Here is a 17,719-nt window from a genome sequence, read left to right as displayed (position 1 = left end):
CATGGAAATCGAACTCAAGCTAGCCCTGCCCACCACCGACCCTGATGACCTGGCGGCCCGTCTGGCCAAGGTCCCGCTGTTGGCCCGGCGCAAGGCGGTGCAGCAGCAATTGCACAACGTCTACTACGACACCCCTGAGCAAGCCCTGCAGCAGCAGCGCGTGGCGCTGCGGTTGCGCCGCGTGGGCAACCCGACCGCACCCCAGTGGTTGCAAACCCTGAAGATGGGTGGCAGCAGCGAATCGGCGCTGAGCCAACGCGGCGAGTGGGAGACCGCGGTACCCGGTGCCCAACTCGACGCCACAGCACTGGCCGCCACCCCCTGGGCCACGCTGGACACCGACGGCAGGCTGTACCCCACCTTGGCGCCCTGTTTCACCACCGCCTTCACCCGCACCATCTGGACGGTGCGCCACCGCGATGGCAGCGCCGTGGAAGTAGCTTTGGACATAGGCCACGTCATCGCGGACGGCAAGACCGCCCCCATTTGCGAGCTGGAATTGGAACTGCTGGCGGGCGATCCCCCTGCTCTGTTTCGCGTAGCCGAGCAAATTGCCCGCACGGTTGCGACGCTGCCGCTGGGCGTCAGCAAGGCCCAGCGCGGCTACGCACTGGCCCGCAACGCACTGCATGCGCCCCAGGCCGCGCGCCCTCCCGCCCTGGTGGCCGACCTGCCCGTGGAGGATGCCGCCCAGCGCATGCTGCGCGAGGCCTTCGCCCACTGTACGGCCAACCTCAACGCCTTGCTGCACAGCGACGACCCCGAGCTGGTGCACCAGGCCCGCATCGGCTGGCGGCGTTTCAAGACGGGCCTGAAGCTGTTCGGCAAGGTGGCCGGCACCAGCCTGCCGGCCGAACAACAGCAAGCCTTGTGGCCGTTGCTGGACGCGCTGGGCGCCCTGCGCGACCTGGAAGTGGCCAGCCAGCAGACCCTGCCCATGCTGGCCAATGCCTACACCGACGGCGACCGCACGCGCCAGGCCCATTGGCGCGCCATGGAGCAGACCCTGGCTGAAGCCGCCGACCAGCAACGCGATGTGCTGCATGCTGCACTGTGCGAACCAGCGGTAGGCACGGCCTTGCTGGCCACCACACGCTGGCTGGAAATCGAATTGGCGGATCAGGCCCATTCAACACAGGCCAACCCCAAGCACAGCCTCCAAGACTGGGCCCGCCGCCACATCAAACACTGGCACAGCCAGTTGAAGAAAGCCCTGGCCCAGGCGCAAAACCCCGACAGCGCCCACCGCGCCCGCATCCTGGCCAAGCGCCTGCGCTATGGCATTGAGGCCCTGCGCCCGCTGCTGCCCAAGCGGCGCGCCAAGCACTGGCATGTGCAGGCCAGCCGCTTGCAGGCCGACATGGGGTTGACGCGGGATGTGCTGCAGGCGCTGGCCATCACGGCCCGACTGCCGGTGGCCCCAGGCCTTGTGGAGTTTCTACGCGGCGTTGCGGCCGGCCAGGGCCAAGCCCGTTGAGCAAGGCGCCGAACCGCGCTTGAACCTCGGGGCTAGGCGCAGGGACAGGCGCTCCCACTGGAGGCGGCAGTTGAATTTGTGCCCAGTCATGGGTACGCTATGCCATGCTTGACCTGAATCGGTTCTTTATCGACTCCGTCGATCCCAGCCTGTTCCTGTACGGTACCTACAACCCGTGGCTGGTCGCGCTGTCGGTGGTAATTGCCTGTTTTGCGTCCGGCATGGCCTTGCAGATTGCCGGCATGGCCAAACTCAGTGACCGTACGCTGCACAAGCAGGTGGCCATCATCACCGGGTCGGCGGCATTGGGGGGTGGCATCTGGTCCATGCACTTCATTGGCATGCTGGCATTCCAGCTCTGCACCTCGGTCGCCTACGACCCCATGATCACGATGCTGTCCATGCTGCCCAGCCTGGGCGCGTCCTGGGTGGCGCTGCAGTTGCTAGCCCGACCCCGCATGACCGGTCTGCAACTGCTGATCGGCGGTGTGCTGGTGGGCGCAGGCATAGGTGCCATGCACTACAGCGGCATGGCAGCCATGCAGATGGCACCGCTCTTGCGCTACGACCCCTGGTTTTTTGCGCTGTCCATCGTTGTGGCCGTGGTACTGGCGATGCTGGCGCTGTGGATACGCTTTGGCCTGGTGGGCCTGCGCAGCAGACTGTCGGGCGGCTGGACCATCGTCGTCAGCGGGGTTGTCATGGGCTTGGCCATTGCCGGCATGCACTACACCGGCATGGCCGCGGCGCGCTTTGTCGGAACCCCCGACACCGTGGTCGGCACCCAAGCCTCGCAAACCACGTTTGTGGCGCTGGCAGTATCGTTGATCACCGTGGCCCTGACCATTTTTGTGGCGGCGGCCAATGGCCTGCTGCGCTACCGCCAGTTGTATCTGCTGATGCAGGCCAGCGAATCGCGCCTGCGCTCCATCGTCGACACTGCGGCCGATGGCCTGGTGACTTTCGATGCCCAGGGCGTCATCCAGACCTTCAACCCAGCCGCCCAGCGGGTGTTCGGCTGGCAGCCCGCCGAGGTGATCGGCAAGAACATAGACCTGCTGTTCTCCGAGCGCGAAGCCGCCCGTGGCAACAGCAGCCACCCGCGCCAGGGCCGGCCCTATGTGGGCAGCGCCAGCCGTGAGGTGATGACGGTGCGCAAGGACGGCACGCCGCTGCCGATACGCGTGGCCATTGGGCGCGTGGTGCTGCCGGGGCAGACCTTGTATGTGGCTTTCATCACCGACATCAGCGAACAGCGCGAAATGCAGGAGGCCTTGCGTGAGGCCAAGGACCGCGCAGAAACAGCGGCGGCCTCCAAGACCACATTCCTTGCCAATATGAGCCACGAGATCCGCACACCGATGAACGCCATCATCGGCTTCACCGACCTGCTGATGAATACCGTGCTCGACGCCATGCAGCAGCGCCACTTGACGACGGTGCGCAACTCCGCCCGCTCGCTCTTGGGCCTGCTCAACGACATACTGGATACCGCCAAGCTGGAAAAAGGTGCGGTTGAACTGGAGCTGAAGGACTTTTCGCTGAAACTGGTGGTGGACCAGGCAGCCGACTCCCTACGCCTGGCCGCGCAGGCCAAGGGTCTGGGCCTCTCCACCGATTTCCATCCGGACTTGCCCGAGTTTTTCAGCGGTGACGCGTTGCGTATCCGGCAGGTGCTGATCAATCTGTTGGGCAATGCCATCAAGTTCACCGAGTACGGCAGCGTGCGGCTGGCGGTATTTCCCGACCAGGGCCAAGTGCACTTTGCGGTGCACGACAGCGGCATAGGCATACCGGCGGACCGGCTGGAAAAGATCTTCCATCCATTCGCCCAGGCCGACGCCTCCATGAGCCGTCGCTTCGGTGGCACCGGTCTGGGCACGACCATTGCACGCCAACTGGTGGAATTGATGGCGGGCCGCATCGATGTGGAAAGCCAGGTGGGCGTGGGCAGCGTATTCCACGTGCTGTTGCCCCTGGTGCCGGGTGAGGCGGTGCAGATACCGCAGGCCGGCGACACCGTACACCTGCGGCCGCTGCGCATCCTGGTCGCCGATGACGTGGCGCAAAACGTGGAATTGTTGAAGATAGCCCTGGGCCAACAGGGGCACCAGATCGTCGTCGCCCGTGACGGCCAGCAGGCCGTGCAGGCCTTCACTGCGGACGAATTCGACATCGTGTTGATGGACGTGCAAATGCCGCAGGTGGATGGGCTGGAGGCCACGCGCCGCATACGGGCCTACGAACAAGAGCAGGGCCTGCTGAGTACCCCCATCATCGCGCTGACCGCCGGCGTGCAGGAACAGGATAAGCACGCCGCACAAGAGGTGGGCATGGATGGCTTCGTGTCCAAACCGCTGGATCTGGGTCTGCTGATGGCAGAAATCGCCAACATGCTGGAACATGGCCCCCACAGCCGGCACGCGGCGCTGGGTGATCTGGCTGGCACCACCACGCCCGGCGTCTTTCCGGCGATTGATTGGCCACAGGGCATTGCGCTGTGGGGGAACACCCGGGCCCTGGCCTTGGCCATACAACGCTTCCTCGAAGAGAACCAGCAGGTGGCAGAACAGTTGGACGCCTACCTGCAAGAGGCCAACCAGGCTGCGGCCGTGCAGTTGGTGCACCGGCTGCGCGGCACCTGCGGCAATCTGGCACTACGCGCCTTGCACCAGTTGTCACTGCAGCTGGAGAGCGCGCTGCTGGCACAGCGCATCTACCAAGCGCGGGCCTTGCTGGAACCGCTGGGCCAGGCTTTGGCAGAAGTTGCACAAAATTTGCAAGACCTGCCAAACGACGCCACTGAGACACAAGCCCCGGTCGGCAGCACACCAGCTCCTCAAAACCTGCGGCCGCTGGCCATGACGGCCATCGACGCTCTGGGGCGCGGAGAGTTGGATGCGGCTGCGCTGCAACAGCTGGGTCAACTGCTGCGCGCCAGCCAGCAGGCCCCGCAGGCGCAGGCCCTGGAAGCCGCTATCCAACGCTTTGATTTCGAACACGCACAGGCTTTGCTGCACGCCCTGGTGGTGCGCCTGGACTCCCGCGCCAACGAGGTACAACCATGACGAGCACCCCAGACAGCCGCCCCAAAATACTGGTGGTCGACGACGAAGCCTCGAATCTCGAGGTGTTGCGCCATATTCTGCAAGATGACTACCGCCTGCTGTTCGCCAAGGACGCGCAACGGGGCTTGGCGCTGGCGCAGCGTGAGCACCCCGACCTGATCCTGCTGGACATCATGATGCCCAACATGACCGGCTACGAAGCCTGCGCGGCCCTGAAGCGCGATGCACGCACTGCGGCCATACCCGTGATCTTCGTGACCACGCTGGTCGACATCCGAGACGAGGCCAAGGGCTTTGACCTGGGTGCCGTGGACTACATCACCAAGCCGGTTAGCCCGCTGATCGTCAAGGCCCGGGTGCGCACCCATTTGTCGCTGGTGCGGGTCGAGGAGCTCACGCAGACACGCTTGCAGATCGTGCAACGCCTGGGCATGGCCGCCGAGTACAAGGACAACGAGACCGGTCTGCACGTCATCCGCATGAGCCATTTCTCCAAAATCCTGTCGCTCGCGGCCGGCTTCACCGCAGCACAGGCCGAAGACATGCTGCATGCCGCGCCCATGCACGACGTCGGGAAAATCGGTATCCCCGACGCCATCCTGCAAAAGAAAGGCCCGCTAACCCCCGACGAATGGGACACCATGCGCCGACACCCGGCCATCGGCGGTGACATCATTGGTGAACACGAACCCGGCCTGCTGCAACTGGCGCACCGCATCGCGCTGTCGCACCATGAGAAATGGGACGGCAGCGGCTACCCCAATGGCCTGCGCGGCACGGATATCCCGTACGAAGGCCGCATCGTGGCCATCGCCGATGTGTTTGATGCCCTGACCAGCGAGCGCCCTTACAAGGACGCCTGGACGGTGGACAGAACGCTGGAATACATGAAGTCCAGCAGCGGCACCCATTTCGATCCCGACTTGGTCACGCGGTTCCTGGCCCACCTGCCGGAGGTGCTGGAGGTCAAGGAGCATTGGGCGGAACGAAGCCAACCCGACGACACCACTGCGCAAATTGTCAAACAACCATAGACGCCAGCACCGCCCGATTACGTCCCTGCTTCTTGGCCAGGTACAGCGATTCGTCAGCGGCCTGGATCAGCGCACTAGGCTCTTGCCCCTCACGCGGCACCATGACGGCGACACCAATGCTGGCGGTGACGCACCCGTAGTCGGAGAATGCATGGGGGAGCGAGGCAGTTTGCAACTCTTCGCAGACCTTGTTGGCCATGTTCAACGCGCCCTCGGCATCGGTGGCGGGGGCAAAGAATACAAATTCCTCACCACCGTAACGGGCCACCAGATCACCCGTGCGGCACACCGTGGCGGCCAAGATCCTGGAGAAATTGCGCAGGCACTCGTCCCCTGCCTGATGGCCGTAGCAGTCGTTGTATTTCTTGAACCAATCAATGTCCACCATGGCCAAGGCTATGGGCTGCGCCAGGCGTGTGCAGCGCAACCATTCATTGGCCAGCAGCTTGTCAAAGTGGCGCCGGTTGGCAATCCCGGTCAGGGCGTCGGTAGTGCTGAGTGTTTCGAGTTTCAGGTTCAGTACCTGCAGCTCTTGGGTGCGCTCCGCTACCCGCTGTTCCAGCATGGCCTCTGAAGTTCTCAGGGTCTCGACCAGGCGCTGCTGGGCTGCTTCCTTTTCACGGCGTATGACGTTGTAGCGGTCCGCCAGCGCAAAGGACAGCAGCAGCATTTCCAGCGCCGAGCCGATCTGCGCGCCCGACGTGGTCAGGGAGTTGGTCGGCACGATGCCCAACTGGCGCATGGACAGCAGGGCCAAGGCCAGCAGCACCACGACAAAGGCAGCCATGAAGTAATAGGCGCTGCGCTCGCGTTTGACCGCACATACGGCGCCACTGGCCAGTAGCAGCAAGGCGGTGACCGCGTAGTTGATGACGAACAAGCGGGCAAATTGTTCAAACCACAGCACCAGCAACACGGGGAATATCGCATTGAGTATGGCGAACAGCATCAGAAACCTATCCAGCCGGGGCACCCGCTGCGCCGTGTGCAACATGCGCCGCGTGAACAACAGGAACGCGGTCAACGCAATCGCCAACGAAATATTGGTCGCCCGCATCGTCAGCCCGGGGCTGTCTCCCCACAGGTATTCGGGGCCAATGCCAACAAAGGCTGCAACGGTCAAGGCGCTGAAAGCCGCGGACACCACGTAGAGCAAATAACTGGTATCGCGCAGGGCGACGAACAGCATCAGGTTGTACAGAATGATGGCTATCGCGCTGCCGAAGTACAGGGCCTGGAACACATAGTCGGCCCGCTCGTGCGCATGGAAGGCCTGGGGCTCCCACAACCGGATGGGCAGATTGATGGAGTTGGGCGATGCAATGCGCACATACACAATCTGGTCGGCATGGGCCGGCAACGCGACGGGCAGCACAAAATACCGGCTGGCATGCGGGCGCTCGGCAAAGGGCCGGGCGTAGCCGGTTTGCACCGCCTGGTAGCCTTGATCACCCAGGGGCTGGTAGAACGCCACGCTGGATAGCAAGGGGTAGGCAATCTCCAGCATCCGTGCGATGGGCGCGTCGGCGCTGTTCTGTAAGTGCAAGCGCAACCAGATGGTCGACGTGGTGTAGGCAAAGTTCAGGGATTCACCCGAAGCCGTGGCGCTCTTGAAGCGTGCAGCAAACTCGGGCTTTTGCACATCGTCAATGCCCAAGGCCAGGCTACTGTCCTCCAAGATAGCAAGGTATTCGGTCAATGAAACCGGGGTTTTGGCTATGGGGCTGGCATCCAGCACCTGGTCACTGGCGCAGGCCTGGCCAACCCACAGGAGCAGGCCGCACAGCAACAGCCAGACGCGATAACGGAACCGGTTGTTCGCATACAGGAGAAAAGCAGTCCGGTCTCCGGTCATGGGGGATGCTGATTGTGGTGGCGGTGTGCTTGCATTATGGATGAACTGGTTGCCGCGCGGACGCGCATAGCCGGTGGCATCGAGACCTAGGGAAACTCTGCATAACCACCAGGTGGCGACCTCGGGACAATCCAGACCAGGACCATCTGAAAGGTTTTCAATGAACAACCGCAAACTATCCCTGCTTGCTGGTGCGGGCCTGAGCCTTGCACTGGCAGCATCCAGCGCGCTGGCCCAAGGCAAATACGACCCTGCAGCCGCGATTGCCGCCCAGCGCGAAGCCATGGCACCACTGGCCTCTATGGACGGCATGTGGCGCGGCCCGGCGTGGACGCTGTTGCCGTCGGGCGAGAAGCATACGATCACGCAAACCGAACGCATCGGGCCGTTTCTGGATGGATCGGTCAAGGTCATCGAAGGCAAAGGCTATGAGGCCGACGGCAAACCCACTTTCAATTCCTTCGGCACCATTTCGTACAACGCGGCCACCCAGGCCTACACCATGCATTCACATGCCCAGGGTCGTGTCGGAGACTTTGCGCTGACCCCCACGGCAGACGGTTTTGTCTGGACCATTCCCGCAGGCCCCAATATGACGATCCGCTACACCGCCACCATCAAAGACGGCACCTGGCACGAGGTGGGCGACCAGATGGTCCCCAACAAGGAACCGGCGCGCTTCTTTGAGATGACGCTCAAACGCATAGGCAATACCGACTGGCCCGCGGGCGGTGCGATAGCGCCCAAGTAAGCCCAACGCTTAAACGAGCGCAATCTCGCGCAAGGGCTTCAACACACTGGAAGGCGTCATGCCGAAAGTCTGGCGGAACATGCGGCTGAAGTGAGATGAGTCCACAAAGCCCGCGTCCAGCGCTGCACGCGTCAGTGTGGGGTTGCTACCCAAAGCCGCCATTGCCGCGCGAACCTGCGACCACACACGGTAGCTGCGGAAACTGACCCCCATCTCCGCGCGGAACAGGTGGTTGAAGCGTGAGGCCGACAAATGGGCAGCCGCGGCCGCCACATCGCGCCCCGGTGCCGTATCGCCCAGCTGACGCAAGGCCCGCAGGCTGCGTGCCACGCGGGCATCGATAGGCGCGACCGCTTGGCAATCCAGGAGCAACAAAGATTGCAGATCGAAGTTGCGCAAATAGGCGTCCATGGTGCTGCGGGCCTGCGCCGGCACGGCGGCGTCAAACACCACACCTCCCTGGACCGCAAAGTGCGGGCGCAGGCTGCGGGCCTCGGCCGAGTCGGGCTCCAGGTACACCAGCGCGACCTCTTCACCGCAGGGGTCGAACACATGCTCCACGCCGGTGTCTATCAGCGCGCTATGGCAGGTATGCACCGGGCCCTGCGGCAACTGCACCGCGAAGCGCCCCGACAGGCCCATCAACAGCACCGGTGATGCGTGGCAATGCCAGCCGGTGGCGGGCAACTCGCCTTGGTAGAGGGCGCGGTTGGCGCCCAGGGTCAGAGTATTGCCACGTATGCGCATAGCCTAAACATACAAGTTTTCTACAAAGGGTTCACTTAGCCTTGCATTCTCACCGACCCATTGACCCGGAGACTTTTTCTTTGAAACGCATAGCCCTTGGTTTAATACTTGTTGTCCTGTCGCTGCTGTCCGCGCTGGCCGTGGCCAGCTACAGCTTCCCCGATCGCTTCAAGCAGCCGCTGCTGGATGCGAACCGTGCCCTGTCGGGCCTTGCCGAACAGACCATCCCGATAGGCCCACACCAGGTGCATTACCTGGAAGGCGGCAGTGGCAGCGAGACCATCGTGCTGCTGCACGGCATTTTTGCCGAGAAAGACCATTGGGTGGACTTTGCACGCCCGTTGACTGGCCGCTACCACGTCATCGCACCCGACCTGCCTGGTTATGGCGCCAGCGGCCGGCTACCCGAGCAGACCTACGACTATGCCGCACAGACCGCACATCTCTTGGCCCTGCTGGATGCGTTGGGCGTGCAACGCGCTCACCTGGCGGGCAACTCCATGGGCGGCACCATTGCTGCACTGTTTGCCATGGCACATCCCGAGCGGGTGGCCAGCGTCGCCTTCATCGGCGCACCGCATGGCATACGCACACCGCAGCCCAGTGCGATGGATGGATTGATCGCGGTCGGCAAGACACCGCTGATTGCGCACAACGGAGCCGAGTTTGAGCAAATGATAGGTTTGCTATTTACCCGGCGCCCCTTCCTGCCCTACCCCATCTGGCATGCCGCAGAGGCCGATGCAGTGCGCAACGCCGACTCCAATGTACGGCTGTGGAATACCCAGTTGCAAGACCGCTACCTGCTGGACAGCCGCATCGCCGGCCTGCAGCAACCCTCGCTGGTGCTATGGGGTGGCAATGACCAGGTCTTCCACGCTTCGGGGGCCGAGGTGCTGCGCACGCGGCTAGAGGCGGCACAGGTCGATGTGCTGCCTGGCGTGGGGCACTTGCCGATGATGGAGGCACCAAAGGACTCAGCGCGCTTGTATGCCCAATTTCTGAGCCAACTGCCTGCCGGCATGCACTGAGGGCCTTTTCAGGTCGATTGCAATGGTTTGAGCAAGGCCAGTGCAGCCTCGAAATCAAACTGGTTGATACGGCGTTCAAACTCCGGATACTGCGGGCCTAGGCGGGCACGCAGTGGCACCTTGAAGTCTCTCGCCAAGCGAGCCGCCGATAGCTGACCTGCACTGAGCTGCGCGAGCAACTCCTCCAGGGGAATCTTCTGCAAGCCTTGGCCATCCGGCCCTCGCGCAGGCGCCCCCCCAGGTTCCGGCAAAGACTGAATGGCGTTCAGCAGCCTGCGCATTTCACTGTCGCAGCGTGCAACGACAGGCATGCAGTCAGCCAATGGGGCACCTGCATGCAATAGCCTGTCCAACTCGGTTGCCAAATCGGCAACGGCACGCGCGCCCACACTGGCTGCGGCGCTTTTCAAACCATGGGCGATATAACGCAGATCGGCGGCTTGATCGTGCTCCAGACACCGCATGGCGCGCTGCATATCCCCGCCATGTGTGTCTACAAACAAACGCAGCAGATTCTGGTACTTGGCCGCATCTCCCCCCATCAGCTTGAGCCCAAAGGCGGCATCCAGACTCGGTATGCCGGCCAATGATGTTGGCGATGGAGGACTTGGCGCAGACTCGGTTCGCCCGTTGTGCTGCGTGCCCCCTTGCGCCGGCTGTTCGGCATTCCCACTTTCCGATGTACGGGCTGATAGCCAGCGCAGCAGGGCTCCGTACAAATCGGCCGGCACCACGGGCTTGGCTACAAAGTCATCCATGCCAGCTGCCAGGCAGTCACGGCGGTCATCATCAAATGCATTGGCAGTCATGGCCAGAATGGGAAGCCGATCCAGCGCTGGCAACGCACGGATCGCACGCGTGGCGGCCATGCCATCCATCACCGGCATCTGCACATCCATCAGGACCAGATCAAAGCGCAGTGCCTGCACTTTGTCCACGGCAATCTGGCCGTTTTCCGCCGTGTCGACAGCCAGGCCGGCCAGTTGCAAAACCTCCAACGCGACCTCGCGGTTGATGGGGTTGTCCTCCACCAGCAAAATACGCGCGCCACTGAAGTTTTGCCGCAAGGCTTCGGCGGCATCTTCACGGGCGGAGATAGCCTGCTGGACTGGTGCAGCCTGCCCCCGCTGCAGCAGGGCGGTGAACCAGAAGGTACTGCCCTGCCCCAAGGTGCTGCTGCCACCCGCCTGCCCGCCCATCCTTTCCGCCAGGCGCCGGGTGATCGCCAGGCCCAGGCCCGTGCCGCCGAAACGGCGGGTGGTGGAGGGATCGAGCTGTGTGAACGATTCAAACAGTGTTGGCAATTTGTCCTCGGCAATACCGATGCCCGTGTCTTGCACCTCAAAGCGGATCACCAAGCCGGCCGTGGATTCACTCTCCAGGCAAACACGTAGTGCAATGCGCCCTCGCTCGGTAAATTTGACCGCATTGCCGGCAAAGTTCAGCAGCGCCTGGCGCAGTCGCATCGGGTCGCCGCGTAGGCGCAGCGGTAACGCATCCCCTTCCACGGAGACCTCCAACCCCTTGGCGCTGGCTTGCTCCGCAATCAGGCTGTGCACATTGTCCAACACCGAGCCCAACGCAAAATCGGACTGTTCCAATTCCAGACGGCCGGCTTCGATCTTCGAAAGATCCAAAATGTCATTGATGATGCTGAGCAAGTGCTGCGCTGCGTCGTCGATCTTGTCCAGGCGGCTGCTTTGGGCCGCGGTGGGCTGGTCCTGGCGCAACAACCAGGTCAGGCCAATGATGGCATTCATCGGCGTGCGGATTTCGTGGCTCATATTGGCCAGGAAAGCGCTCTTGGCCCGGTTTGCGCTGTCTGCCTGCACACGGGCCGCTTCGAGCTCGGTTGTGCGGCTGGCCACCAGTTCTTCCAGGTGGTGGCGGTACTGGTCCAGCTCCAGGCCCACGCGCTTCTTCTCGGTAATGTCCTCCTTGACCGCGACGTAGTGGGTGATGCGCCCATCTTCCTGGCGCAGAGGGCTGACGATGGCGAACTGCACATATTCGGAGCCGTCCTTGCGCAGGTTGACGATTTCGCCTTTCCAGGTCTGCCCCGCCTCCAGAGCACGACGCATGTCCAGCATGCTTTGCTCCGATGTCTTTTGGGACCGCAATAGGTGGAACTCCGTGCCGACAACCTCTTCTCGTTGATAGCCGCTGTTGTTGACAAATGCCTGGTTGACGTACTCGACCATGCCCTTGATATTGCTGATGATGATGCTCTCCGGGCTCTGCTCCACCGCCAGCGACAACTCACGCAGCGCGGTATTGGCCGCCTCCGCCCGCGCGCGCGCCGCAACGGCGTCCTCCATCAAATTCAACGCCGCCAACTGGGCTCGCCGCTGTTCCTGCAGGGCCGCATGCTGGCTTTCACGCAAGGCTTTGTCGGCCTGCCTGTGCGCGGTAATGTCGATGCTGTAGATGGCGATACCATCAGGCGCCGGCAATATGTTGACATCAAACCACCGCTGCCTGCCATCGGGAAATTTGAATTCCGTCTGTGTGTGTTGTGCAGTTCGCTCCTGCATGCAGCGCTGCAAGACGGCAAATATTTCGGTTTGCTCGAGACCAGGATAGACCTCCATCATGGTGCGTCCCAACATGGCCTCTTTCGGCAGATTGTTTTGCTGCAAGGCGGCTGCATTGAGGTATTGGTAGCGCCAATCGAGACCAATGATTTGGCAGCCTTCAAACATGCTATCCAGCGTGTGCTGGTAAAGCGCAACACTTTCTACAAGCTTGGATTCGGCTCTGTCTCGCGTCGTTGCCTCTTGGTCGAGCAACTGACGCAACGCGGCGATCTCCACAATACGTGGCGCAGGCGCACCGGGCTTGGCAGGTTGTGCCAACGAAGCCAGGGAATGCCCCAAACGGCGGCTGGCCAGCATGCCACCGATGGCGCCCGCCAGAGTGACGCACAACACGGCAAAAGCGGCCTCCATACTCGCGGCCCGTATCGATGCGTAGTAAATGCTGGATGGAATATCCAACTCCACCGACCAGGGTGCGACTTGGGATTGAACCTGGAAGCGTTTGACGCCAAGCGCCCTCTGCGAACCAGTCCTCAGAGGGGCTTGGGCTGAGCCACGTCTTGCAATCACCCCACCCATGCCATCCAACAGCGTAATCGTCCAGTCTTTGGGAAGGTTCAGCGCGTTGAAATGCCGTTCGAATTGACCCGCCTCGAAAGTGGTCAGAATCAGGTATTGGGTGGGCCCATCGCGCAATACCGGCACGGCAACGGCCACGAGTGGTTGGGCTGTTACAGGTCCTATGAAACTATCACCCACCGCGGGTTTGCCGGTTTGCAGGGCCAGGGGCGCAGCAGCCCTGCCCTTGGGCACGGGTAGCGGCGGCAGCGCTGTCCCTAGCGGCAGGCGTGTATTGAACAACATGTGCATGTCCTTGTCCGCCAGGACGACATGGCTGCCAAAGCTTCTGAGAAATGCCTGCGCTTCCTTGTACAAGATGCTGCGCCGGGCGGGCTCACTATCAGAGGGTGGATCCGCCAGCATTTGCAGGCCATTGATACGCGCTTGCAAATCCTGATCAATCGATACCGCGAAGCTTGACATCAGGATATTGGCATCGCGGTCATGCTCGCCTTGTATTTCCTGCACCTCTTTGACGGCCAGATAGCTCGCCAGCACAACCAAGGGGGCCAAACAAAGCCAGATCAAACGCGTGAGAAAAGCGTGGAGAGAGAGCTTTCCTGCAGCACCCTGTGCATCTGGTTTGGACATGCTGGCAGATTCAGTCACAGCCTGTCTGCTGGAACAGAAGTTTCCGCTTGGGTCATGAATGCCAAAGCGTACGGGGGCGATCTTCCAAGCTCCCGCGACAACGTGTTGACCTGCTGCTTGAGCGCAATCATGTCCAGTTCCCGCCCTACCGATGCCCGGTTGAAGCGTTGCAGTTCGGCATTGCTCTGTACCAGTTCTTCGGCCTGCTGGCGCAGAGCCGTCTCATTGGCTTTGCGCTCGGTGATGTCGGCAATGGTGCCGACCATGCGCAGGGGTGCACCACGCGCATCACGCTCCACCACCTGGCTTCGCCCGACGATCCAACGAATCTGCCCCAGGGGAGTGACCATGCGGTACTCCGAATCACAGGCCGGGGTCTTTCCCTGCAAGTGATCCTGCACCTCTTGCATGACATGCGCTCTGTCGTCTGGATGCACCGTGCTTAGAAAAAAATCGAGGTTGGGCGTCACATCTTGCGCTCTGTGGCCGGTCAATTCGTAGTGGCGTGGTGACAGGTAGGCCAACCCACTGCCCAGGTCCCAATCCCACAGCCCATGGTTGCTGGCATCCAGCGCCAGACGCAGACGCTCTTCATCACGTTTGACGGCGGCCTCTGAATCCCTGACTGCCGTAATGTCACGCAACGCAACAACCACGCCCTGCACCCCGTTTTGGTCGCGGTAGGGTTGGTATTGGGCTTCCACAACCAGACTTTTGCCATTGGGGAGCGTGGGCTTCACGACGAAGTGCTGCGCTTCACCGGCCATCGCCTTGTCCAGATGGCTTGCGATCAGCGCATAGCTCGCCTCCCCAATGACATCTACGACCCGCTTGCCGGGCAGGTCCGCGCAATCGCGCTCCAACATCGCCGCATACGCGGCATTGGCCACCACATAGCGCCTCTCCTGGTCGATGAAACACAGCATCTCTCGCGTGGTGGAGACTATGTGCTCGAACCGCTGCAATTCGGCTTTGGCCCGCTCCAGGTCTTGCGTCTCCGCACGCAGTTGCTCGGATGCCGAGTTGGCAGCGTGGGCATTTGCCCTGGCCGCGCTGGCCGATCGCTTGGCCCGGCGCAGACGTTCTTCGGCCACGCTGAACAGATATCCCATGACCCAAAAAAGCAGCACTGAGTAGAGGTACTCAGTCCGAGCCAGCTTCCAGCTCAGTTGCGGCGGCAAGAAAAAGTACCACGCCAGTGCACTGCTGAGCAGCGTGCTGGCGATGCCACCGGCCAGCCCACCGATGCGGGCGCTAAAAAAGACCGCTGGGAAAAACAGGAACCACACGAATGGCGTCAACCACGGCCACAAGATCCACTGCAAGCCCAGGGCCACCAAGGGCAAAGAGAGTGCGATTGCAAATCGCCTGCTCATGGCACCGTCGCTTCGGCGGCGTCGCTGTGCCGGTCGGCGATGGCGCACAGACGGTCAAAAATGGCGACAAAGGCGTCCACAATGTCGGGATCAAAGTGCAGCCCCCGCCCCTCAACAATAATGGTGCGCGCCTGCGCATAGGGCATGGCCTTCTTGTAACACCGCACGGAGATCAACGCGTCAAACACGTCCGCCACCGCCATGATGCGTGCCGACACCGGAATGGCATCGCCGCTGAGGCCGGCCGGATAGCCGGTCCCATCCCACTTCTCGTGGTGGCCACCGGCTATCTCTTTGGCCAATGACAAAAACTCCACGGTATGGGTGGCATCTTCTTCGGCGTGCGCAATGGCCTCTCTGCCAATCTGGGCGTGGGTCTTCATGACGCCCCATTCATCCGCCGTCAATGGGCCGGGTTTGAGCAGCACATGGTCCGGGACACCCACCTTGCCGATATCGTGCAATGGTGCTGACCGAGCCAGCAGATCAATGTAGCGATCCGTCAGGATGGCGGCAAACCGGGGGTGCGACCGCAGCGCCTGCGCCAATTCAAGGACGTAGCCCTGGGTACGCAGAATGTGATTGCCGGTTTCGGGGTCGCGCGTTTCGGCCAGGCGCGCCAACGCACGGATGCTGACCTCTTGAATCAGCATGTTCTCGGCCATGCGCTTGGCCACTTCGTTCTCGAGATAAAGGTTTTGGTCACTCAGCCAGTCACGGGCCTGCTTGAGCTCCAGTTGGGTGCGCACCCGGGCCAATAAAACGGGGGGTACGACAGGTTTGGTGATGTAGTCCACGGCCCCGCTGTCCAGTCCGTGCAATTCATCATCCATGCTGTTCATGCCGGTGACGAAGATGACAGGAATGCCCTTGGTGGCCGGGTTGTCGCGCAGGTGGGCAAAGACCTCGTAGCCGTCCATGGCAGGCATCATCACATCGAGCAGCACCAGGTCAGGGGCAGGCGCCTGGGCTGCGAGCTGCAAAGCACGTGCCCCGGAGTTTGCGACCATCACTTGGTAGCTTGGGCTCAGCACGTCGCCCAGAAGCGCCAGGTTGTCTGGCGCGTCGTCCACGATCAAGATCCTTGCAGGCCTGTCTGGTGCCATGACTGCTCCTTGGTCGATGTGCCCGACCCGGCCGTTATCCATTCAGCCGAGCATGGGCTGGGCCAACCTTCCAAACGACGTCTTTTCGCGATTGTGCCGGCCCACACTGCAGGCTGGCCTTGATCTTCGTCAACTCCCATAAATTATGCGCCCAAGCACTCCGGCTGTGCTAATGCAAAACATGCGATGGGCCAGCCTTACGGGTGGCCCGGATCACTCCGCTGCGCTCAGGGCTTTGGTGCGTATGGCCTGCAGCTCGCCACTGGCCAGCATGCGCGCCAGCACGGCGTTCAGGCGCAAGCCCAACTCGCGGTGGCTGCCCAGCAGGTAGTGGTGCAAGGGGATGATCTCGAGCGCGGTGTCGGTGCGCGAGGCACCCACCGGTTTGGCCAAGGCCTGGGGCTTGTTCTGCGCGGGCTCCACGATCAGCACCACGTCGGCCATGCCCCGGCCCAGCATGCGGAACTGCTCCGCAATATTGCTGCCTTCCAGGCGCTGGCTGCTGGGCGGCAGGTTGCGCTCCACGATCAGCGCGCCGCGCTGGTAGGCCACCCGCAAACCTGCGAGCTGGCTCCAGTTGGCAGCCTTGAATTCGGGGTTGACCACGTAGGCGCGGATTTCGGTCATGCCCAACGCAGGCTCCACGCGAAACAGCGTGGGCTGCTCCTCGGCCAGGTTGGCGATGCGGTAGGCGTTGCCGTCAATGTCGCCGCTGAGCATCTGCGCCAGGGCACGGCGCACCGGCAGTTCGACAAATTCCACGGGCTGTTTGAGTTCGGCATAGGCTTGGGTCAGGATGGCCTCGGCCGCATGCACCATCTGATCGGTCTTGCGGTCCCAGGAGCCTATGCGCACCACCGCGGGGGTGTCGGCCTGGGCGGCTGTGCCTGCCAACAGCAGCAAGCACAGACTCCAGCACACAGCGCGCAAGCCGGGCAAGAACATGGCGGGACCTTTGGACGATGGCCTAAAAACAAGGGCTATAGGCTCGCAATATACGCCGTCCCGGCGCCTTTGGGATACGGCTTTTGCCGTAGCAGGCCCAATTAATACCCAAAATAGGGTTATTCACCACAGCTGCAAGGAAAATTTGCCGCTAGCCCTCGTGGAATATGCGTATAGTGCTATCAAAATAAAAGCACCACGGGTGACGACTGGGGTTTACACCGGCCCGGAACCGGCGGTGCAAGGGGTTCAGCCGCGCTGCCTCCAGGTCTGGTAGCGCGAACGCTGCAGGGCTAGCAGCTCGACCATGCCCCAGGCGAGGCTGCTCCATACGGCCAGGCGGCGCATGGCGTCAGCCCTTCTGTGTGGCTGTGGCGGCGAGGACCGCGGCGGCCAGCGCGCTGTGGCGTGCATTGGGCAGCCCCAGGTTGACCCATCCGTCGTCAAACAAAGCGTCCAGCTTTTTCTGCAAGCCCAAGAGTTTCCAGATCATGGTGGCCTCCTTCTATTGCGGTGTTGAAGCAGGCCTCAAGGCTACCGTCGGTGTGTGACAGTTTTACGTCAGGGCTGCCATAGCCCT

Annotated in this window: 12 protein-coding genes; 5 read left to right on the top strand and 7 right to left on the bottom strand. The window is 62.2% G+C overall.

Going from position 1 to position 17,719, the window contains the following annotated elements; translation table 11 throughout:
- Position 1 precedes the first annotated feature (1 nt).
- From AC07OO_RS23190 to AC07OO_RS23180, 3 genes are all read left to right on the top strand, one after another.
- Positions 2–1,477, top strand: coding sequence for a CYTH and CHAD domain-containing protein (locus AC07OO_RS23190; protein ID WP_495084526.1), 1,476 nt, complete (start codon positions 2–4; stop codon positions 1,475–1,477).
- A 104-nt stretch (positions 1,478–1,581) separates the two neighbouring features.
- Positions 1,582–4,545, top strand: a complete 2,964-nt coding sequence (locus tag AC07OO_RS23185; RefSeq protein WP_495084525.1) for an MHYT domain-containing protein — start codon at positions 1,582–1,584, stop codon at positions 4,543–4,545.
- Positions 4,542–5,579, top strand: a complete 1,038-nt coding sequence (locus AC07OO_RS23180; protein ID WP_495084524.1) for an HD-GYP domain-containing protein — start codon at positions 4,542–4,544, stop codon at positions 5,577–5,579. Before AC07OO_RS23185 ends, AC07OO_RS23180 begins: the two co-directional genes overlap by 4 nt.
- Here AC07OO_RS23180 and AC07OO_RS23175 read toward each other — a convergent pair.
- Positions 5,566–7,434: a diguanylate cyclase gene (locus tag AC07OO_RS23175; protein WP_495084523.1), complete on the bottom strand. Its 1,869-nt coding sequence runs from the start codon at positions 7,432–7,434 to the stop codon at positions 5,566–5,568. The genes AC07OO_RS23180 and AC07OO_RS23175 overlap by 14 nt on opposite strands.
- Positions 7,435–7,594: 160 nt before the next feature.
- Here AC07OO_RS23175 and AC07OO_RS23170 point away from each other — a divergent pair, with 160 nt between their 5' ends.
- Entirely contained in the window at positions 7,595–8,185 is a 591-nt protein-coding gene (locus AC07OO_RS23170) for a DUF1579 domain-containing protein (RefSeq protein WP_495084522.1), read from the top strand.
- Between the two features lie 9 nt (positions 8,186–8,194).
- Here the strand turns inward: AC07OO_RS23170 and AC07OO_RS23165 are convergent, their stop codons facing one another.
- Positions 8,195–8,932: an AraC family transcriptional regulator gene (locus tag AC07OO_RS23165; RefSeq protein ID WP_495084521.1), complete on the bottom strand. Its 738-nt coding sequence runs from the start codon at positions 8,930–8,932 to the stop codon at positions 8,195–8,197.
- Positions 8,933–9,012: 80 nt separating this feature from the next.
- On the opposite strand from AC07OO_RS23165, the gene AC07OO_RS23160 reads away from it, so the two are divergent.
- A complete protein-coding gene (locus AC07OO_RS23160) occupies positions 9,013–9,963 on the top strand; it encodes an alpha/beta fold hydrolase (RefSeq protein WP_495084520.1) in 951 nt (316 codons plus the stop codon).
- An 8-nt stretch (positions 9,964–9,971) separates the two neighbouring features.
- On the opposite strand, the gene AC07OO_RS23155 is transcribed toward AC07OO_RS23160, so the two are convergent.
- From AC07OO_RS23155 to AC07OO_RS23135, 5 genes are all read right to left on the bottom strand, one after another.
- Entirely contained in the window at positions 9,972–13,712 is a 3,741-nt protein-coding gene (locus AC07OO_RS23155) for a PAS domain-containing protein (RefSeq protein WP_495084519.1), read from the bottom strand.
- A gap of 14 nt (positions 13,713–13,726) precedes the next feature.
- Positions 13,727–15,088, bottom strand: a complete 1,362-nt coding sequence (locus AC07OO_RS23150) for a PAS domain-containing protein (protein WP_495084518.1) — start codon at positions 15,086–15,088, stop codon at positions 13,727–13,729.
- The gene (locus tag AC07OO_RS23145; protein WP_495084517.1) at positions 15,085–16,194 is read right to left on the bottom strand and encodes an HD-GYP domain-containing protein; all 1,110 of its coding nucleotides are present in this window, start codon (positions 16,192–16,194) and stop codon (positions 15,085–15,087) included. The genes AC07OO_RS23150 and AC07OO_RS23145 overlap by 4 nt, the downstream gene beginning before the upstream one ends.
- Positions 16,195–16,407: 213 nt before the next feature.
- A complete protein-coding gene (locus tag AC07OO_RS23140; RefSeq protein ID WP_495084516.1) occupies positions 16,408–17,139 on the bottom strand; it encodes a substrate-binding periplasmic protein in 732 nt (243 codons plus the stop codon).
- A 352-nt stretch (positions 17,140–17,491) separates the two neighbouring features.
- Positions 17,492–17,632: a hypothetical protein gene (locus AC07OO_RS23135; RefSeq protein ID WP_495084515.1), complete on the bottom strand. Its 141-nt coding sequence runs from the start codon at positions 17,630–17,632 to the stop codon at positions 17,492–17,494.
- Between the last annotated feature and the right edge of the window lie 87 nt (positions 17,633–17,719).

The organism is Rhodoferax sp. GW821-FHT07G04 (assembly GCF_059418585.1).
This window is presented reverse-complemented; position numbering and strand designations above follow the sequence as displayed.

What these genes read in the sequence shown, in the direction of transcription:
- AC07OO_RS23170 (WP_495084522.1), top strand. Translation starts at nt 7,595, where the DNA reads ATGAACAACCGCAAACTATCCCTGCTTGCTGGTGCGGGCCTGAGCCTT.
- AC07OO_RS23145 (WP_495084517.1), bottom strand. Translation starts at nt 16,194, where the DNA reads ATGGCACCAGACAGGCCTGCAAGGATCTTGATCGTGGACGACGCGCCA.
- AC07OO_RS23190 (WP_495084526.1), top strand. Translation starts at nt 2, where the DNA reads ATGGAAATCGAACTCAAGCTAGCCCTGCCCACCACCGACCCTGATGAC.
- AC07OO_RS23140 (WP_495084516.1), bottom strand. Translation starts at nt 17,139, where the DNA reads ATGTTCTTGCCCGGCTTGCGCGCTGTGTGCTGGAGTCTGTGCTTGCTG.
- AC07OO_RS23165 (WP_495084521.1), bottom strand. Translation starts at nt 8,932, where the DNA reads ATGCGCATACGTGGCAATACTCTGACCCTGGGCGCCAACCGCGCCCTC.
- AC07OO_RS23175 (WP_495084523.1), bottom strand. Translation starts at nt 7,434, where the DNA reads ATGACCGGAGACCGGACTGCTTTTCTCCTGTATGCGAACAACCGGTTC.
- AC07OO_RS23155 (WP_495084519.1), bottom strand. Translation starts at nt 13,712, where the DNA reads ATGTCCAAACCAGATGCACAGGGTGCTGCAGGAAAGCTCTCTCTCCAC.
- AC07OO_RS23185 (WP_495084525.1), top strand. Translation starts at nt 1,582, where the DNA reads ATGCTTGACCTGAATCGGTTCTTTATCGACTCCGTCGATCCCAGCCTG.
- AC07OO_RS23150 (WP_495084518.1), bottom strand. Translation starts at nt 15,088, where the DNA reads ATGAGCAGGCGATTTGCAATCGCACTCTCTTTGCCCTTGGTGGCCCTG.
- AC07OO_RS23135 (WP_495084515.1), bottom strand. Translation starts at nt 17,632, where the DNA reads ATGATCTGGAAACTCTTGGGCTTGCAGAAAAAGCTGGACGCTTTGTTT.
- AC07OO_RS23180 (WP_495084524.1), top strand. Translation starts at nt 4,542, where the DNA reads ATGACGAGCACCCCAGACAGCCGCCCCAAAATACTGGTGGTCGACGAC.